9 protein-coding genes are annotated in these 19976 nt (G+C 68.2%); 4 read left to right on the forward strand and 5 right to left on the reverse strand.

Annotated elements, in window-relative coordinates:
- Positions 1-6: 6 nt before the first annotated feature.
- From maiA to hppD, 4 genes are all read right to left on the reverse strand, one after another.
- A complete protein-coding gene (gene maiA, locus DFR29_RS02350; protein WP_133816937.1) occupies positions 7-669 on the reverse strand; it encodes a maleylacetoacetate isomerase in 663 nt (220 codons plus the stop codon).
- A gap of 319 nt (positions 670-988) precedes the next feature.
- Positions 989-1993 (reverse strand): fumarylacetoacetate hydrolase family protein, encoded by a 1005-nt coding sequence (locus tag DFR29_RS02355; protein WP_133816938.1) that lies wholly within the window; start codon positions 1991-1993, stop codon positions 989-991.
- Positions 1994-2031: 38 nt separating this feature from the next.
- A complete protein-coding gene (hmgA, locus tag DFR29_RS02360; protein WP_133816939.1) occupies positions 2032-3321 on the reverse strand; it encodes a homogentisate 1,2-dioxygenase in 1290 nt (429 codons plus the stop codon).
- Positions 3322-3419: 98 nt separating this feature from the next.
- Positions 3420-4505, reverse strand: coding sequence for a 4-hydroxyphenylpyruvate dioxygenase (gene hppD / locus DFR29_RS02365; protein WP_133816940.1), 1086 nt, complete (start codon positions 4503-4505; stop codon positions 3420-3422).
- An 82-nt stretch (positions 4506-4587) separates the two neighbouring features.
- Here hppD and DFR29_RS02370 point away from each other — a divergent pair, with 82 nt between their 5' ends.
- The 4 genes from DFR29_RS02370 (at position 4588) to DFR29_RS02385 (ending at position 18290) form a co-directional block, all read left to right on the forward strand.
- A complete protein-coding gene (locus tag DFR29_RS02370) occupies positions 4588-5049 on the forward strand; it encodes a MarR family winged helix-turn-helix transcriptional regulator (RefSeq protein ID WP_133816941.1) in 462 nt (153 codons plus the stop codon).
- A gap of 147 nt (positions 5050-5196) precedes the next feature.
- Entirely contained in the window at positions 5197-7623 is a 2427-nt protein-coding gene (locus DFR29_RS02375; protein ID WP_133816942.1) for a winged helix-turn-helix domain-containing protein, read from the forward strand.
- Positions 7624-7759: 136 nt separating this feature from the next.
- The gene (locus DFR29_RS02380) at positions 7760-12796 is read left to right on the forward strand and encodes a S8 family serine peptidase (protein ID WP_133816943.1); all 5037 of its coding nucleotides are present in this window, start codon (positions 7760-7762) and stop codon (positions 12794-12796) included.
- Between the two features lie 457 nt (positions 12797-13253).
- Positions 13254-18290 (forward strand): S8 family serine peptidase, encoded by a 5037-nt coding sequence (locus DFR29_RS02385; RefSeq protein WP_166653821.1) that lies wholly within the window; start codon positions 13254-13256, stop codon positions 18288-18290.
- 97 nt (positions 18291-18387) lie between these two features.
- Here DFR29_RS02385 and DFR29_RS02390 read toward each other — a convergent pair whose 3' ends face one another.
- Entirely contained in the window at positions 18388-19860 is a 1473-nt protein-coding gene (locus DFR29_RS02390; RefSeq protein ID WP_133816945.1) for a peptide MFS transporter, read from the reverse strand.
- Positions 19861-19976 lie beyond the last annotated feature (116 nt).

Below are 19976 nucleotides of genomic sequence, written 5' to 3' on the forward strand. Positions count from 1 at the left end.
CGGTCGCTACGGGGCGTCCGGCTGGTTTTCCGGCCGCGCCCGCTCGAACGCCGGCAGCTTGAGACATTCCGTCTCGATCCGCGCGATGGTCGGAAACTCCGCCAGGTCCACGCCCCAGCGCCGCGCGTTATATACCTGTGGAACAAGGCAAACATCCGCAAGACTGGGATCGTCGCCTTCGCAGAACTGGCCGGTGGCCGGATTTTCCGCCAGCAGCGACTCGAACGCCTCGAAGCCTTCGCGTATCCAGTGGCGCGACCAGCGCTCGCGCTCCACCGAGGGCGTGTTGAACTCGCGCTCCAGATACTGCAGCACGCGCAGGTTGCCGATCGGATGGATATCGCAGACGACGATCTGGGCCAGGCCACGCACACGGGCGCGGTCGCGCGCGGTCGGCGGCAGCAGCTTGGTTTCGCCGTCGTAGGATTCGTCCAGGTATTCGATGATGGCCATGGACTGGCGGATCACGCGGCCGCCGTCGAGCAGGGTCGGCACCAGTTCCTGCGGATTGAGCTGGGCATAGTCGGCCGAATGCTGCTCGCCGCCGTTGCCGGCCAGGTTCACCGGCAGGATTTCGTAGGGCAGCCCCTTCAGATTGAGCGCAATGCGTACCCGGTACGCAGCGCTGGAGCGCCAATAGCTGTAAAGCCGCAAGCCTTCCGCCGACATGGACATCCCTCCCTGACACGCGGACCGGCCATGGGCGCCGGCACGGCCCGAATCTACTCCCTTGCCGCAACGGCGCCAATCGGCTGCCGATGGCGGGTCGCCGATGAGCGCAAGTGCGCCGAATGTGCGTTTTCGCCGCCGGGCTTGCGTCCGGCGAGATACCAATGCGCTTTTGTACGCTGGCGGCCAGGCCGTGCGGCGCAATTCGCTGCGCTCATCGGCGCCCTACGTGCTTGGGCGCCCTACGTGCCTGGGCGCCGGGCGTGTTTCGGCGCCGGGCGTTCTTTGGCAGCCTGCGTTTTCCGCGATGCAGGCAGCTTCAGTTCTGCGCCTGCATCACCTGCTCGATCGCGCCGAAGATGCTGTTGCCGGCGCGGTCGAACATTTCGATGCGGATGCGATCGCCGAACTGCATGAACGGCGTGGCCGGCTTGCCGTCGCGCAAGGTTTCCACCACGCGCTGCTCGGCCAGGCAGGAAGCGCCGGTGCTGGTGTCCTGGTTGGCGATGGTGCCGGAGCCGACGATGGTGCCGGCGCTCAGCGGCCGCGTCTTGGCTGCATGCGCAATCAACTGGGCAAAATTGAACTGCATGTCGACGCCGGCTTCCGGCGCACCGAACCAGTTGCCGTTCAGATGCGTGGTCAGGGCCAGGTGCACCTTGCTGTCCTGCCAGGCGTCGCCGAGTTCGTCCGGCGTGACGAACACCGGCGACAGCGCCGAACGCGGCTTGGACTGCAGAAAACCGAAGCCCTTGGCCAGTTCGTCCGGAATCAGGTTGCGCAGGCTCACGTCGTTGACCAGTCCGACCAGCTGGATGTGCTCGGCCGCCACGGCCGGCGTCACCGCCATGGCCACGTCGTCGGTGATCACCACGATCTCGGCTTCCAGGTCGATGCCATAGGCTTCGCTGGGCACGATCACTGGGTCGCGCGGGCCGTAGAAGCCGGCGCTGGTGGCCTGGTACATCAGCGGATCGACATAGAACGAGGCCGGCACTTCCGCATTGCGCGCCTTTCGCACTCTTTCCACATGTGGCAGATAGGCGCTGCCGTCGACGAATTCGTAGGCGCGCGGCAGCGGCGAGGCCAGGCGCGCGACGTCCAGCGCGAAAGCGCCGTCGAGCTGGTCCACGCGGCCGGCTTGGACAGCCTGGTTGAGCTGTTCCGACAGCGCATTCAGGCGCGGCGCCAGCGTGCTCCATTCTTCCAGTGCACGCTGCAGCGTCGGCGCGACCGCCGTGGCCTTGAGCGCATGCGACAGATCGCGGCTGACGACGATCAGCGTGCCGTCGCGGCCGCCTTCCTTGAGACTGGCTAACTTCATGGGATGACTCCGGATAAAGGGACGCCGACCGCAGCCGCTCAGGGCTTGGCCGGATCGAAAAGCTTGCGCAGGCCTTGCCAGCATTCGTGGTAATCCTGCTGCAGCTGCGGCAGGGCCAGCGCCTGGGCAGTCGGGCAGATCACCGCGCGCGCCTCGAACATGAAGGCCATGGTGGCGACGATATGATCGGGCTTGCTCACGTCGGCATTGCTGGCCTTGTCGAAGCTCGCCGCATCCGGGCCGTGCCCGCTCATGCAGTTGTGCAGGCTGGCGCCGCCCGGCGCAAAACCGCCGGCCTTGGCATCGTAGACGCCGTGGATCAGGCCCATGAACTCGCTGGCGATATTGCGGTGGAACCAGGGCGGCCGGAAGGTATCTTCGGCCACCAGCCAGCGCGGTGGAAAAATCACGAAATCCATATTGCCCACACCGGGCGTGTCGCTGGGCGAGGTCAGCACCAGGAAGATGGACGGGTCCGGGTGGTCGTAGCTGATCGAACCGATGGTGTTGAAACGGCGCAGATCGTATTTGTACGGCACATGGTTGCCGTGCCAGGCGACCACATCCAGCGGCGAGTGGCCGATAGCCGCCCGCCACAGGCCGCCCTGGAACTTGGCAATCAGTTCGAACTCGCCGTCGCGGTCTTCGTACGCCGCTTCCGGCGCAAGGAAATCGCGCGGATTGGCCAGGCCGTTGGAACCGATCGGGCCGAGGTCGGGCAGGCGCAGGTGCGCGCCGAAGTTTTCGCAGACATAGCCGCGCGCCTCGCCGTCGGGCAGATCGACACGGAAGCGCACGCCGCGGGGAATCAGCGCGATTTCCTGCGGCTCCAGCTGCAGCACACCGAATTCGGTCGCGATATGCAGGCGGCCCTGCTGCGGCACGATCAGCAGTTCGCCGTCGGCGCTGTAGAAATAGCGCCCCTGCATGGAGCGGTTGGCCGCGTACAGATGAATGCCCAGGCCGGTCATGGCCGCGGCGGAACCGTTGCCCGCATAGGACACCAGGCCGTCGACGAAATCGGTGGCAGCCGCGGGCAGCGGCAGCGGATCCCAGCGCAGCTGGTTCGGCGTCGCCGGCGCCTCGTCGAAGCGATCGTGGAAACGTGTGCTCGCATACGGCGCGAACGGCTGGTGCATCGCCGACGGCCGCAGGCGGTACAGCCAGCTGCGCCGGTTCGCATGCCGTGGCGCGGTGAAGGCCGTACCGGAAATCTGTTCCGCATACAGGCCGTAGGGCACGCGCTGGGGCGAATTGCGCCCGGCCGGCAATGCGCCGGGCAGCGCCTCGCTGGCGTGTTCGTTGCCGAAGCCGGATAGGTAGTTCAAGGCGGTATCTTCCTGAAACGGGCGAAGCGCGCGGCCGCGCCGCGCACCGGTGCAAAGCGACGAACAGGCCGGCGCCGTGGCGCCGGCCCGACCGGCGATTACAGCACGCCGCGGCGCATCTGGTCGCGTTCTATCGATTCGAACAAAGCCTGGAAATTGCCTTCGCCGAAGCCTTCATTGCCCTTGCGCTGGATGATCTCGAAGAAGATCGGCCCGATCGCATTCTGGGTGAAGATCTGCAGCAGCTTGCGCTGCTTGGTCTCCAGATCGGCATCGATGAGGATCTTATTGCGCGCCAGCCGCGGCACGTCTTCGCCGTGGTTGGGCACGCGCAGGTCGATCACCTCGAAATAGCTGTCGGGCGTGTCGAGGAACGCCACCCCGGCCGCGCGCATGGCTTCCACGGTTTCGTAGATGTTGTCGGTGAAGCAGGCAATGTGCTGGATGCCTTCGCCGTGGTACTGGTCGAGGTATTCGTTGATCTGGCTTTTCGGATCGGACGACTCGTTGAGCGGAATGCGCACCACGCCGTCGGGCGCGGTCATCGCCTTGGACACCAGGCCGGTCTTGGAACCCTTGATGTCGAAGTAGCGGATCTCGCGGAAATTGAACAGGCGTTCGTAGTAGTCCGACCACTTCTGCATATTGCCAAAGTACAGATTGTGGGTCAGGTGATCGATGAAGGTGAGGCCGAAGCCGGCCGGTTCCTGCTCGGCGCCGGGGATGGGCTCGAAGTCGGCATAGACCGTGCCCTTGTCGCCGTAGCGGTCGACCAGGTACAGCATGCAGTCGCCGATGCCCTTGATGACCGGCGTATCCACTGCGCGGCTATCGGCCTTGTGGTCGATGAAGCTGCCGCCGTTGGCGACGGCCTGCTCGGCCACCCAGCTGGCAGGCTTCTGCACGCGGATGGCGAAACCGCAGGCGCTGGGACCGTGGGCCTGGGCGAAGTCAGCGGCAAACGTGCCGGGCTCTTCGTTGACGAGGAAATTCACGCCGCCCTGGCGGTAGCGGGTCAGGGCGCGGCTCTTGTGGCGGGACACGGCGGTAAAGCCCATGCGCCGGAACAGATCGTGCAGCAGCTGACCATCGGCGGCGGCGAATTCGACGAATTCGAAACCGTCGATACCCATGGGATTTTCGAACTGGGTCGGCTGCATGCCGAGATTGGGCTGGGCGCTCATGGCTGGCTCCTGGGCAAAGGCTTGCATCGGTGAGGCCGCCGTTATAGTTTCAACTGAAACCATTTGCAAGGGATACTGCCGCATGGCCGGTAACACGCCGCTGGAACTGGAGAAATTCCTGCCCTACCGCCTGTCGGTACTGTCCAACACGGTCAGCCAGGCGATTGCGCGCGAATACGAAGACCGCTTCCAGCTGTCGATTACCGAATGGCGCGTCGTTGCCGTGCTCGGCCGTTACGACGGCCTGTCGGCGCGCGAGGTGGCCGAGCGTACCGCCATGGACAAGGTGGCGGTCAGCCGCGCCGTCGCCGAACTGATGAAAGACGGCCGCGTGCGCCGCGCGACGGCTGATCATGACAAGCGCCAGTCGGTGCTGAGCCTCACGGCCAAGGGGCGCAAGGTCTACAACGAGGTCGCGCCGCTGGCGCTGCAGCACGAGCAGCGGCTGCTGGCGCATCTGGATGTCGAAGAGCAGCTGTGGCTGGGGCGCATCATCGAGAAGCTGCTGCTGGCGGAGAAGGCGCTGGGTGTGGACCGCCCCTAGCGCCATAGAAATTTTGTAGGTTTATAAATAGTCCACCACTGCCGGGCGGCGCCGTCGCAATGCGGTGGGCAGCGACGCTGCCTGGCGCCGAATCCACTCCCATCGGTCCGATTGACAGCCCTGCCCGCTGCACGTCATACCGTGCGCATGAGTCCGTGCAAATACCGCTTCGGCGATTTCCTGCTCGATCCGGCGCGGCGCGAGCTGTGGCAGGGCGAGACGCCGCTGCGCCTGCCGCCGAAGGCATTCGACTGCCTGGTGTACCTGGTCGAGCACCGCAACCGCGCAGTTGGTCGGGACGAACTGATTGCCGCGGTCTGGGGCCGCACCGAGGTCGACGACAATCTGCTCGACCAGGCCATGACGCGCCTGCGCCGGGTACTCGCCGATACCGACGAAGAACGCCGCCTGGTACGCACGGTGCCGCGCTTCGGCTATTCCTGGGCGGCACCGGTACAGGTGCTGGAAAGCGGCAGCGCGGAACCGGCCGAAACGGCCGCTGCAGCGGCCGTTTCGGACATTCCGCCGCCAGCCGCCGCCGAACCTGCCGGCGCCCCGCTGCCGCCCGCGCCGGGCACTGCACCCACACCCGCCACGGCGCCACGCTGGCCGCGCTGGCTGCTGCCCACCCTCGCCCTGCTCGCCATTGCGCTGCTGGCCTGGCTGTACCTGACGCAGTTGCGCCCGCGCGGCAATCCTGCAGCGAATACCGCCGCCAGCCTGGGCCTGGTGCTGCCGGTGCGCATCAAGGCCGAGCCGGCCTATGCCTGGGCGCGGCTGGGCGTGATGGACCTGGTCGCCGAGCGCCTGCGCGCTGCCGGCCAGGCCACGGTACCCAGCGACAACGTGGTCGCGCTGGCACGCCAGTTCGGCAACGACACACCGGCACCGGCGCTGCTGCGCGAGCTGGCCCAGTCCACCTCGGCCGCCCTGGTGATCGAATCCGAGGCCGAGTTTTCCGCCGGCTACTGGCGCGTGTCGCTCAGCACGGTCTACGGCCGCGAACCGGCCCTGCGCGCCGAAGGCGAATCACAGGATCTGATGGACGCCGCGCGCGCCGCGGCGGATCGCCTGGCCTCCCTGCTCGGTTATGAGCCGCTGCCGGAAAACGATTTGCTCGGCCCGCGCGAACGCGCCCTGTCCGGCGTGCTGCGCCAGGCCGATGCCGCCGTGCTGGCCGACCAGATCGACAGCGCGCGCGCGCTGTTGCAAACCCTCGACGCCGAACAGGGCCAGCGCCCCGAAGTGCGCTTCCGCCTGGCCTACCTGGATTTCCGCGCCGGCAAGCTGGATGCGGCCCAGGCCGGCTTCGATGCGCTGCTGGCGCAACTGTCGCCGGCCGACGACCCCATCCTGCGCGCCCGCGTGCTCAACGCCCTGGGCAATATCGCCTTCCGCCGCGACGACTATGCCGCGGTGGAACAGCGCAGCGACGAAGTGATCGCCCTGCTCGGCAATGGCCGGCCCAACCTCGAACTCGGCCGCGCCCTGACCGGCCGGGCCAATGCGCGCAGCGCCGCACAGCGGTTCGACGAAGCCTTGCCCGATCTGGCGCGCGCGCGCGTGGTGCTGGAAAGCGTCGGCGATCGCCTGGGCCTGGCCCGCGTCGACGCCAACCTCGGCATTCTGGATGCGCGCCGCGACCGCTTTGCCGAGGCACTGCCGCTGCTCGATGCCGCGGCGCGGCGGCTGGCGGTGTTCCACGACCTCACCAACGAAATGTTCGCCCGTGTCGCCGCCGGCCTGGGCCGCCTCAGCCTGTTGCAGCCGGCCGCCGCACTGGCCGACGAGCAGCGCCTGGGCGAACTGCTGCAGCGCGAACCGAATCCGCAATGGCGCCGCTATATCCAGCTGGCACGCAGCGAAATCCTCGCGGCAAACGGCCAGAACGCTGCCGCCGATGCGCTGTTGCAGGAAGCACTGGCCGATGCGCGCGCGGCGCACGACGAGGCCTTGCTCGGCTCGGCCCGCGTCATCGGCGTGCGGCGCGCGGTGACCGCCGGCCGCTTCGAACAGGCCGAACGCGAGGCGACGGCCTTGCTGCAGAGTCGCTGGGCCGCCGAAACGCCGCGCGAACAGGCTGCCCTGTGGCTGAACCTGGCCCGCGCCCAGGTCGCGCTCAAACGCTACGACGCCGCGCGCGCCACCGCGCAGCAGGCGCACGTCTGGGCCGCGGCCGATACGGCCCCCGTGGCGCAGCTGTTCGCCCAGCTGATCGAGGCCGAGACCCAGGCACCGACCGACCACGCCGCGGCGACGGCCGCCTTCGATGCCGCCCTGCGCGCCGCAGAAGCCGGCCGCGTGCCGGAAGACCTGCTCGCCGTGAGCGACGTCTACGCCCGCTGGCTGATCGAGATCGACCGGGCCGGCCAGGCCGGCGTGGTCGCCGCGCGCAGTGCCGCCTGGGCCGACAGCGTGTTCGAGGCCGCCCTGCTGCAGGCGCGGGTGTATCGCGCGCTGAAAGAGCCGGCGCCCTGGCGCGCGGCCATCCTGCGCGCGCGCCACCTGGCGGCCGAGCGACCCATCCCGGCCGAACTGGATGCGCTGCCGCCCGCCGGCGACACCCCGCGCTGAGCCGAAGGGCGCACGCAAACCATTGAAGCGCCGGGTGTTCAGGACAAACACAGGGCTGCATCAGGTTCTGCGAATGCGCTGTAGCCAGCCTGACTACTAGCCTGCAGTGGCTATTCCACTGCTGTAAGGAACTCCGATGCGTGTCGAAACCCCCGGACCGGATTCGTTCCGGCCCCGCCTGCGGCCGCTGCCGCTGATCCTGGCCGCTGCGCTGGCCTTCAGTGCCGCGGCCAGCGCCGCCACGGCGCCGCAGCCGGCGCAGATCGTCATCCCCGGCATGGCTGCCGGCAGCGAATCCGGCGCCGGCCTGCCCGCAGCGGCCAGCCGTGCCGCCATCGACGGCCGCCTGCTGCGCCAGTTCGCGCGCAGCAGCCGCCTGGACTATGTGATCGAGCTGCGAGAACGCGCCGACCTGTCGGCCGCCTATGCCATGAACTGGCAGCAGCGCGGCCGCTATGTCTACAAGACCTTGCACGACACCGCCGAGCGCAGCCAGGCCGCGCTGCGGCGCAGCCTGGCCGCCGATGGCGTACGCTTCGACGCGCACTGGATCAAGAACGCCATCGTCGTACACGGCGGCGATCTGGCCAGCGCCAACAAGGCCAGCCGCTACGGCGAGGTACAGCGCATCAGCCTGCTGCCCAAGGCCGAACCGGTGCTGCCGACCGTACCGCGCAAGGCTGCAGCCGCTACGCACGGCATCGGCGCGAATATCCAGTGGATCGGTGCCGACCAGGTCTGGGCCCAGGGCACTACCGGCAACGGCGTCACCATCGGCATCATCGATTCCGGCGTCGCCTTCCAGCACGAGGCCTTGCGCGCGCAGTACCGCGGCGCCGTGGCCGGCGGCTACGATCACGACTACAACTGGTTCGACCCGCTCGGCGGCTCGCCCGAGCCGCAGGCCAGCAGCGCCCACGGCAGCCATGTCGCCGGCACCGCGCTGGGCGACAACCGCCATGCCGATCCGGCCCTGCGCGAGCGCATCGGCGTCGCTCCCGGCGCGCAATGGACCGCCTGCCAGGGCTTTCCCATCGACGGCGATCCGGGCCAGGCCCTGCTCGCCTGCGGCGAGTTCATGCTGGCGCCGACCCGCCGCGACGGCAGCGCCGCCGACCCGGACCGCCGCCCCGAAGTGGTCAACAATTCCTGGTCGACCAGCGAAAGCTGCGACGGCGTGCCGCGGCCGTTTTTCCAGGACATGATCGAAGCCTGGGCCGCCGCCGGCGTGATTCCGCTGTTCGCCCAGGGCAACGCAGTCAACTGCGACCTGCCCGAACCGGCGGGCCTGTCCACGGTAGCCAGCCCGGCCTCGCTGGCCGCCTCGTTTGCGGTGGGTTCCAGCGGCAATCACGATGGCCAGTACGCCAATCATTCGGTCTGGGGTCCGACCCAGGCCGTCAGCAGCGGACTGCCCGGCCTGCCCGACCCGCGCGGTTTTCCACAAATGAAGCCCCAGGTCGTCGCGCCCGGCGTGGCGATCCGCTCGGCGCTGGACGACGGCAGCTACGGCCTGATGACCGGCACCTCGATGTCGACGCCGCATGTCGCCGGCCTGCTGGCGCTGATGATCGAAGCCGGCGACTGCCTGCGCGGCGACTACGCCACGCTGGGCACGCTGCTGATGCAGACCGCGCGCGCCGTGCCCTATGCCAGTGGCGGCACGCCGCCGCCGGGCCTGGGCGATGTGCCGAACTACGCAACGGGCTGGGGCGAGATCGATGCGCCCGCCGCGGTGAATGCCGCGGCCGCCGCCTGCGGTCCGCAGGGTTTTCTGCGCGGCCATGTGCGCGACAGTGCCGGCCGCGCCATCGCCGGCGCGAGCATCGACGTATTCGTCGACGCGTCGCAGCGCATCTACCATCTGGTCAGCGATGTCGACGGCAGCTTCGTACGGCGCCTGCCGGCGCAGACCGGCGGCGGCTACCAGGTACAGGTTTCCGCCTACGGCTACCTGCCCGATGCCGAAGCCGGCGTGCTGGTGCACAACGGCATGAACACCAGCCACGAGGTGACGCTGGGCACGGCGCCGCTGCATACCGTCGGCGGCCGCGTGCGCGACGCCGCCACCGGCTGGCCCCTGCATGCGCGCATCCGCATCGGCGGCTATCCGGGCCAGCCATTGTGGACAGATCCACTTAGTGGCGTCTATTCCATCCGCCTGCCGGCCGGCACGGCCTATCGCTTCGACGTGGACAGCGACATTCCCGGCTATGCCGCCAGCAGCCGCGCCGTTGCCGATGTCGGCAGCGCCACCACGCAGGATTTCCAGCTCGGTGCCGACCCACTCGCCTGCCGCGCGCCGGGCTATACCTATGCAAACCAGCTGCTGCAGCAGGATTTCCAGGCCAGCGGCGCGACCACGCCGCCTGGCTGGAACGCGAGCAGCGCCGGCATCGGCTGGCAGTTCGGCGACAGCACTCAGCTGTCCAGCGAGGCCTTTGTCATCACCGCCCACGGCAACTTTGCTGCCAGCAACGAATCGCTGGGCGCCGACGGCGGCTGGGCCAACGACGGCCGCTACGACTACCTCACCATGCCGGCGTTCAACCTGGCCGGCGTCACCGCGCCGGTGCTGCGCTATGCCAGCTTCTTCCAGAACTGGGACGGCGCCGGCACGGTGCAAGGCAGCCGCGACGGCGGCGTCAGCTGGGTGGCACTGGGCACGCCGCAGCACCGCGACTACGGCCAGCCCTGGAGCGACGAAGTGGTCGACCTCGCACCGCTGGCCGGCGCAACCAATGCGCGCCTGCGCTGGCATACCGAGGACGGCAGCAGCGACAAGAACCAGAGCCTGGGCCCGGTCTGGGCCATCGACGACATCGCCGTACAGGGCGGCTGCCGCGCACCGACGCAAACCGGCCTGCTGATCGGCCATGTGCGCGATGCCAATACCGGCGCCGCGCTGGACGGTGCCGAAGTCCGCCTGGGCAATGGTGCAACCCGCGTGCACAGCTTCCGCAGCGAAGACAGCGGTGTCGGCGCGGGTTTCTACGCCCTGGCCGCCAGTGCCGGCACAGCCACGCTGCAGGCCAGCCGCGGCAGCCTGCCGGCCGGCTATGCCGATGCCAGCCGCACGCAAAGCGTAGCCGCCGGCAGTACCCAGTCGGCCGACCTGGCCTTGCCCGCCGCGCGCCTGCGCCTGTATCCCACCACCGGCCCCACCGCCAGCGTGGTACTGGGCAGCAGCGCCAGCGCGCCGTTCACCGTGCGCAATACCGGTACCTCGCCGCTCGCCTTCGGTTTCGAAGGCGTGGCGGTGGAAGAGCATTTCGACGGCAGCTTCCCGCCAACCGGCTGGAGCACGATCAACCACGGCAACGACTGCGCCTGGAAGCTACTGGCACCGAACCAGGGCAACTATGCCGGCGGCGACGGCCAGGCCGCTTCGGTGCAGCTATACCCCTGCGACGGCGCGGCGACAGGCAGCAATGCCGACCTGATCAGCCCGCCCCTGGACCTGAGCCAGAGCCACACCGCCTCGCTCGGTTTCTTTGTATCTTTGTTTAATTCTGGATTGAACCAGCCGCGCCTCGATGTCGACGTCTCCACCGATGCGGGCGCGAGCTGGCATACCGTGTGGACGCGCAGCGAAGACCTCAGCGGCAGCGGTCCGGGCAGCCTGGTCGAGATCGACCTGAGCGACTACGCCGGTGCGGCCAATGCGCGCGTGCGCTTTCATTTCGAGGCGACGCCGCCTTATGGCTGGGTCATCGTCGACCAGATACATCTGTTCAATGCGCTCAGTGCCAGCCCGCGCGTAGACCTGGCACCCGACTACGGCAGCCTTGCCGCTGGCGCCAGCCAGGAACTGCAGGCCAGTTTCGACGCCAGCGGCATCGCCCAGCCCGGCGTCTACCAGGTGCCGGTACGCGTCGCCGAAGACACGCCGTACGAATGGCCGTTCGGCGACATCGCCGCCACCATGACTGTGACCGCACCAGCCAGCTACGGCGCCATCGCCGGCCGTGTGCAAGGCCTGGGCGCCTGCGATATCCAGGCGGCAAACCTGGCCGATGCGCAGGTGACGATCCGCGATGCCGCCGGCACGGCCTTCAGCACGCGCAGCGATGCGGACGGCAAGTACCGCTACTGGCTGCCCGCCGCCAGCGGTCCGTTCAGCGTTGCCGTCAGTGCCGGCGGCCACGTCGCCGCGGTACGCAACGGCGTCGCGCTGAGTGCCGGCGGCGAGACCGCCGCCGACTTCGGCCTGCGCGCGCAGCTGCCCTGCCTGCTCAGCGACCAGGCTGCGCTTTCCGCCCAGGTAGCCAATGGACAATCTGCACAGGTGGATTTCCACCTGATGAACGGCGGCGCCGCCGCCACCGGCTGGAGCCTGCGCAGCGGCGGCGATCCGCAGCTGCGCCAGCCCCTTCCCTTGAGCCAGACCGTCTCGGCAGAAGTGGAGCCCAACTTCTCCACCGCCTGCCTGAATCCGAACAACGGGCTGACCCTGGAGAACCACTTCCTGCGCGTCTTCCCCCTGGCCGAACGCGACGATACCGCCCAGATCGCCACCATTACCGGCATGAGTTTCGCCAGCGACACTGCGCATTCGGCCAGCGGCACGCAGACCGTGCATGCGCGCGTGTACCGGCTCAACGGCGAATTCAAATTTGCCAATATGCAATTGTTGCGCGAGCAGGACGTGACGGTTGCCGACGGCGACCTGCAGCGCTTCTCGGTGCGTTTCGCCGAACCGCTGATCGTGGCGCGCGACACCGTGCTGGTCGCCGCCATCCATGCACCCAGCGGCAGCGGTGTGGGCAATACCTTCTTCCCGGGCTTCAACAGCGAGGGACAGAGCGCGCCCGGCTATTCGGCCATGGCCGACTGCGGCTTCAGCGAACCGGTGCCGTTTGGCAACGTCGATCCGCGCCTGGGCGAGCTGGCCCTGCTGCTGGAGCTGGAAGTCATGAGCGCCGATCCCTGCGGCAGCAGCGCAACGCCGGCGGCCTGGCTGGGCGTCAGTCCCGCCAGCGGCCAGCTGGCCGCCGATGCAAACGTGGCGGTGCAGGCGCAGATCGCCGCCGGCAACGCCAGCGACGGCGACTATCGCGGCAGCCTGTGCCTGGCCGCGACGGGCGAGGCGAAGCCGCGGGTGATTCCGGTGAATCTGCGCGTCGGCGGCAGCGATGCGATTTTCTCGAACGGGTTCGAGCAAGCGCGGTAGCAGCTGTTGCAGTTGATCGTTCAAACACACCATCCCCACCCAACCCTCCCCTTGAAGGGGAGGGCTGGAGCCAGGCCCCCCTCTCCTCCGAAGCGCGCCGCGGCTTCAGCCCTCCCCTTCAAGGGGAGGGTCTGGGTTGGGATGGTGTTCGCCTCCGCGCGGAAATTCGTGCGAGCGATGTCCGCCCCGACACTGGCCGGGACACGCCGCGCTTGCCGCGGCACACATCGCCACGATGTCCAGAACAGCCTGGCGCCCAGCGGCAGCGTCTGCCCTGCAGGCGTGATCGCCGCGCAAAAGCCCCAGCGCGCAATTGCAGCAACACCTGAAGTCCGCATCAGCTGCTATTCGGTTTTCCTACAGCGCAAACACAGCCTGCCGTCAGACCCGGCGAATGCGCTGTCCCAGCCCCGTCCCTAGCCTGCGACGGTTATTTTCCGCCGCAAGGATCAGAACCATGGCTGTCGTCGCCCCCCGGCCGGATTCACGGTCGCGTTTTTCCTCTCTGCTGCAGGCCGCGCTGACCGCCGCGCTGGTCGTCGGCGCCGGCATCAGCAATGCCGCGCCGCCGGAAACCCCTGGCTGGGGACCTGCGGGCGCCCCGCACCGCTCGCCCGCGATACCGCATAGCCCGGCCCGGCTGGTGGCGATCAGCGATACCAACCTGCTGCAACGCCTGTCCGACGGCCAGCGACAGGATTTCCTGATCGAGCTGAGCGAACGCGCCGACCTGTCGGCCGCCTATGCCATGAACTGGCGTGATCGCGGCCGCTACGTCTACACCACCTTGCGCGACACCGCCGAACGCAGCCAGGCCAAGCTGCGCCAGGCGCTGAGCGCCAGTGGCGCCAGCATCCATCCGCTGTGGATCAAGAACGCCATCGTCGTACGCAACGGCGACCTGGCCAGCCTGCAGCGCGCCAGCGGTTTCGCCGAGGTCAAGCGCCTGGGTCCGCTGCCCCGCGTGCAGCCGATCAGGCCCGAAGCGCGCGAAGCCAGCGGCGCGGCCGCGGCCGGCGGCATCAGCGAAAACCTGCGCCATATCGGCGCAGACCGCGTCTGGCAGAAAGGCACCACCGGCAACGGCGTCACCGTCGGCATCATCGATACCGGCGTCTGGCCCGAACACGAAGCGCTGCGCGCGCAATACCGCGGCACTACTGCCAGCGGCGTGCGGCACGACTACAACTGGTACGACCCCTCGCCGATACATCTGCCGGAACCGTATCTGACCGGCCAGCACGGCAGCCATGTCGCCGGCATCGTGCTCGGCGACAACCGCAACGCCGACCCCGCCCGGCGCGAACGCATCGGCGTGGCGCCGGGCGCAAAATGGATCACCTGCCTGGGCCTGGGCGAAGACACGCCGGCCGATGTACTGGCCGGCTGCTTCCAGTTCATGCTGGCACCGACGCGCACCGACGGCAGCCAGCCCGACCCGGACCTGCGTGCCGACATTGTGAACAATTCCTGGATGACCGTAGGCACCTGCAACGGCGTCGGCGAATCTTATTACCAGGACATGGTCGAGGCCTGGGTCGCCGCTGGCGTACTGCCCGTGTTCGCCGTCGGCAATACGCAGAACTGCGAACTGCCGCAGCCGCCCGGACTGTCGACCGCGACCGCACCGGGCTCGCTGGCCGCGGCGTTCACGGTGGGCTCCACCGGCCGCAGCAACGGCCAGTACGCCGCGCATTCGCTGTGGGGACCGACGACGGCGGTCAGCCCTGGCCTGCCGCACTATCCCGATACGCGCGGCTTTGCGCAGCTGAAGCCGCAGGTGGTCGCGCCGGGCGTGCTGATTCGTTCGTCGGTGCCGCTCAACGGTACCGTCGATACCTACGAAAAACTGACCGGCACGTCGATGTCGGCACCGCATGTGGCCGGCGTGTTCGCGCTGATGATCGAAGCCGGCGAATGCCTGCGCGGCGACTACGCCACGCTCGGCACCTTGCTGATGCAGACAGCGCGGCCACTGCCGTACGACAGCGGCGGCGAACCGGCGCCGGGCCTGGGCAACGTGCCCAACTACGCCACCGGCTGGGGCGAAATCGATGCACCCGCCGCCGTCGATGCCGCCGCCGCGCGCTGCGGTCCGCACGGCGCCATCGGCGGTCATGTGCGCGACGCCCAGGGCCGGCCCATCGGCGACGCCACCATCGATATCCTCGTCGACGCGACCCAGCGCCTGTACCAGCTGCGCAGCGAACCGGACGGCTCGTACATCCGTGGCGTACCGGGCCTGGTCGAAGGCGGCTACAGCGTGCGCGTTTCCGCCTACGGCTTTCTTAGCGGCAGCGAAGCCGGCGTGCTGGTGCACAACGGCGCGACCACCACGCACAATGTAGTTCTCGCCGCAGCACCGATGCACAAGGTATCCGGCCGCGTCCGCGATGCCGACACCGGCTGGCCGCTGCACGCGCGCCTGGTCATCGGCGGCTATCCGGGCGGCGCGGCGTGGAGCGATCCGCAGAGCGGCACCTATTCGGTGCGCCTGCCCGCCGGCACGCCGTTCCGTTTCGACGTGGACAGCGATATTCCGGGCTATCACCCCGCTACGCGCGAATTCGCCGACGTGGGCAACCTGGGCAGCGGCGATATCGCACTGAGCGCCGACCGCGTCAGCTGCACCGCACCGGGCTACGCCTATGCGCGCCAGCTGCACGCCGAAGGCTTCGAGAGCAACGGTAGCGCACCGCCCAGCGGCTGGAACCGCAGCAGCGCCGGCATCGGCTGGCGCTTCGGCGACAGCGGCGAACTTTCGCCGAGCGGGCGTGCCTTCCCGGCGCATGGCCGTTTTGCCGCCAGCACCGACGTCGATCCGGCCGACGAGTTCGGCGACAACGACGGCAGCGTCGACTACCTGCTCAGCCCCGTACTGAACCTGGCCGGCGAAACCACGCCGGTGCTGCGCTATGCCAGCTACTTCGATCCGGTCTCCGGCACGGGCTCGATCCAGGGTAGCCGCGACGGTGGCACCAGTTGGATGGCGTTGAGCGCCCTGGTGGGCCCAGCCTTCGGCACCGGCGCAGTCTGGCAAGACCTGGCCGTCGATCTGCAGCCGCTGGCCGGCGCGGCGAACGCGCGTATCCGCTGGCACAGCAACGACAACAGCACGCCGAAATGGCAGGCGGTGGGGCCGCAATGGGGCATCGACGACGTGCGCGTGGTCGGCGGCTGCACGGCACCGGCCCAGGGCGGACTGCTGGTCGGCCATGTCCGCGATGCGAACACCGGCGCGGCGCTGGACGGCGCCGAGGTGCGCATCGGCAACGGTCCACCTGTACACAGTTTTACGAGTAAAGATCCCAGCACCGGCGCCGGCTTCTACGCCATTTATGCGAGCGCCGGCCAGGCCGCGGTGAAAGCCAGCCGCGGCAGCCAGCCGGCGGGCTATGCCGACAGCGAGCAAAGCGTAGGCATCGCCAGCGGCGCCACCCAGGCGGCCGAGCTGGCCTTGCCGGCTGCACGCCTGCGCCTGTATCCGCCCGGCGGCCCCACTGCCCAGGTGGTACTCGGCAGCACCGCCAGCGCGCCGTTCGTGGTGCGCAATACCGGCGGCGTCGCGGCGCAGTACTTTTTCCGTACCGCGCTGCTGGAAGAACATTTCGAAGGCAGTTTCCCGCCCGCCGGCTGGAGCGTGGTCACCCGCGGCAATGCCTGCAGCTGGGCGCGGCGCGATCCGGTCTGGTTCAACTACGCCGGCGGCAACGGCACCGCTGTGGAACTGGACACGGACGCCTGCATCGCCGCCGGCGACATCGCCGATGCCGAGCTGATCGCACCCGCCGTAGACCTCAGCGGCAGCGACCGGGCCTCGGTATCGTTCGTCCTCGCCCTGTTCATGGGCCTCAGCCAGCCGCGCCTGGACGTGGATGTTTCCACCGACGGCGGCACCAGCTGGACGACGGTATGGACGCGCAGCGAAGACATCGACGGCTTCGGCCCGGGCCGGCTGATCGAGATCGACATTTCCACCTATGCCGGCCGCAGCGACGTGCGCGTGCGCCTGCATGCGGTGACGCCCTCGACCGGCAACTTCATCATCGTCGACCAGTTCCACGTGCTCAGCGGCGTCAGCACCAGCAGCCAGCTCGACCTGAGCCCCGAACGCGGCACGCTCGCTGCCGGCGAAAGCCGCGAGCTGCAGGCGACGTTCGACGCACGCCAGATCGCCCAGCCCGGCGTCTATAGCGTGGTGATGCAGCTGGACGAAGACACGCCCTACGCCTGGCCGTTCGATGGCAGCCTGACAGCACGCATGAACGTGACCGCGCCGGCCAGCTACGGCTGGTTCAGCGGCACGGTGCGCAGCCTGGGCAGCTGCGACCTGCAGCCAACGCCGCTGCCCGGCGCCGACGTGAGCATCCAGGATCGCCTCGGTAGACAATTCCACATTCGCAGCGACGCCGACGGCAACTATCGCTACTGGCTGCCACCGGGCGACGGGCCGTTCTCGATCAGCGTGCGCGAAGCCGACCATCGCGATTCCGAAGTCCGCAGCCTGGCCCTGAGCGCCGCAACAGCGACCGTTGCCGATTTCGGCCTGCGTGCGCTGCTGCCTTGCCTGAGGACCGATCCGGCCGCGCTGCAGGCCAGCGTCGCTCCGGCACAGACAGCGACGCAGACCGTGCAGCTGCTCAACGGCGGTGCGCTGGGCAGTAACTGGAGCGCACACAGCGGCGGCGATCCGACCGTGCCGGTTATCCTGCCGCTGTCGCAGACCCAGTCGCCGACACCGATCGACGGCCCGCTGTTTGCCTGTACCCACCCTTCGGGCTTCACCACGGAAAACCATTTCCTGCGCCGCTTCGACCTGAACCAGCGCAGCGATCCGGCCGAAGTGGTCAGCGTGGCCGGCATGAGTTTCGCGGTCGAGCTGGCCAGTTCCCAGCGCGGCACACAGACCGTGCTGGCACGGGTCTACGAACTGCAGGGCGACATGCTGTTCGCCAACATGCGCCTGCTGCGCGAGCAAAACGTGCAGATTGCCGACAGCACCCTGGGCCGTGTCGCCGTGCGCTTCGATCAGCCGCTGCACGTGGCACGCGACCGTGTACTGGTGGCTTCGGTCTACTCCGCCGACGGCGGCCAGCTCGGCAACGCGTTCTACCTCGGCTACAACGTGGCCGGCGAGAGCGCCAACGGCTATATCGCTGCCGACGCCTGCGGTGCCGAAGACCCGCGGCTGCTGGCTTCGTTCGGCGGTGTGTCCGCGCGCCTCAATGCGCTGATCGAACTCGACCTGATCGGCCTGGACGCCTGCGCCCCCAGCGCCACGCCGGTACCCTGGCTGGCACTGAGCCCGGCCAGCGGCACGCTCGCCGCCGACGGCGCCACGCCGCTGCAGGCAACGTTAACGGCCGGCAGCCTGGGCAACGGCAGCCATCGCGGCGCGATCTGCCTGACCTCCGCCGCCGGCAAGCCGGTGGCGGTGCCGGTCACGCTCAATGTCGGCGCAGCGGACCGCTTGTTCACGAATGGATTCGATTGAGTTTTGGATTTCTAGCGAAAAATCCGCCGCGTCGTGGCCGGCGACCGTAGTCGCATCGCCATCCAGCCGCCCCGGGCCATCCCGGGGCGGCTGGCTGTCAGCGGACCCCGTGCATCAGCTTGTTGATCAACGGCGCGAACAACAGGAACGCGATACCCATGCCGAAGCCGGAATAGGCGATGAAGGAATACGTTTCGATATAGCCGGAAATGCCGATGTCCGCCGCCACCGCGACCGAGGCCACCTTGCCCGCCACCCAGTTGCCCATGGCCGAACAGAGGAACCAGGCCCCCATGGCCATGCCGGTTTCCTTCGGTGCGGCGAGCTTGCTCACCATCGACAGGCCGATCGGCGACAGGCACAGCTCGCCCATGGTGTTGAACACGTAGACCAGGGTCAGCATCAGCCAGGGAATATGCCCGCTGCCGTCGTCGAGGTACTTGATGCTGAGCACCAGCGTGGTGAAGCCGATCGCGACGAACAGCAGCGCAATGGCGAATTTGCGTGGCACCGACGGATTCAGATGGCTGTTTTCCAGACGCGGCCAGAGCCAGGCAAACACAGGCCCCAGCAGCAGGATGAACAGCGGATTGAACGACTGGAACAAGGTGAAATCGAACGGCGCCTCGACGTGGTCCTTGGCGAAGAAGTTCAGGCTGGAACCGGCCTGCTCGAACATGCCCCAGAACAGGATCTTGGCCAGGAACAGCAGCAGCATGGCCGTATAGCGGTGCAGCTGCACCTTGTCGCCGCTGCGCAGGCTGCTGCCGATGAAATACACGCTCAGCACGGCGAACAGCAGCAGCAGGATGTAGCCGACCAGATCGGCCTTGCTCAGCAGCAGATAGGCCAGCGGCACACAGGCCACGCACCCCAGCGCCACCTTGGCCATGCGCGCGAAGTTCCGTGCCGGTTGCGGCGATTCGCCGATATGGCCCAGCCAGCCGCGCAGCCAATGGAACATGATCAGGCCGAGGATCATGCCGATGCCGGCGCAGAAAAAGCCCCATTTGTAGCCGTACAGCGCGCCGACGACGGTGCCGCAGATCAGCGGCGCGAGTGCGCCGCCGGCGTTGATGCCCATGTAGAAGATGGTGAAGCCCGAATCGCGCCGCGCATCTTCCGGCGCGTAGAGCTTGCCTACCATGGTGGAAATGTTCGGTTTGAACAGGCCGTTGCCGACCACGATGATGGACAGGCCGACCAGGAACCAGTGCAGCTCGGGAATCAGCAGCAGGAACAGGCCGGCGGCCATGAACGCGCCACCGAGCATGATCGACGGCCGGTAGCCCAGATAGCGGTCGGCGACGAAACCGCCGAACAGGCCGGTGGCATAGATCAGCGCGGTATAGGCGCCGTAGGTCAGGCTGGCGGCCGACTTGGCCTCGCCGGCCGGCAGCAGGCTGAAGAACGTGGTCGCGACATAGGTCGCCAGCAAGGCACGCATGCCGTAGTAGGCGAAGCGTTCCCAGAATTCGGCGCCGAACAGCATCCAGAGCGGCCGCGGATGGCCGAGGAATTCGCCGGGCGGCGGCGGCTGGAACGGGGCCGGAGTCGTCGTTGCGGTCATGCGTATTCACCTCGCCAAAAAACCACGGCCCGGAATGACCGGGCCGTGGCGTTGTACAGAATTTGCATCGGTCGCCGATGCCACATTGCAGCCCACAGGCGCTGGCCCCGGCTGCG

It is taken from the genome of Tahibacter aquaticus, assembly GCF_004363655.1.
GTDB classification, from domain to species: domain Bacteria; phylum Pseudomonadota; class Gammaproteobacteria; order Xanthomonadales; family Rhodanobacteraceae; genus Tahibacter; species Tahibacter aquaticus.

Coding starts and splice junctions, on each gene's coding strand:
- maiA (WP_133816937.1), bottom strand. CDS start 669: ATGTCGGCGGAAGGCTTGCGGCTTTACAGCTATTGGCGCTCCAGCGCT.
- DFR29_RS02390 (WP_133816945.1), bottom strand. CDS start 19,860: ATGACCGCAACGACGACTCCGGCCCCGTTCCAGCCGCCGCCGCCCGGC.
- DFR29_RS02355 (WP_133816938.1), bottom strand. CDS start 1,993: ATGAAGTTAGCCAGTCTCAAGGAAGGCGGCCGCGACGGCACGCTGATC.
- DFR29_RS02380 (WP_133816943.1), top strand. CDS start 7,760: ATGCGTGTCGAAACCCCCGGACCGGATTCGTTCCGGCCCCGCCTGCGG.
- DFR29_RS02370 (WP_133816941.1), top strand. CDS start 4,588: ATGGCCGGTAACACGCCGCTGGAACTGGAGAAATTCCTGCCCTACCGC.
- hppD (WP_133816940.1), bottom strand. CDS start 4,505: ATGAGCGCCCAGCCCAATCTCGGCATGCAGCCGACCCAGTTCGAAAAT.
- DFR29_RS02385 (WP_166653821.1), top strand. CDS start 13,254: ATGGCTGTCGTCGCCCCCCGGCCGGATTCACGGTCGCGTTTTTCCTCT.
- DFR29_RS02375 (WP_133816942.1), top strand. CDS start 5,197: ATGAGTCCGTGCAAATACCGCTTCGGCGATTTCCTGCTCGATCCGGCG.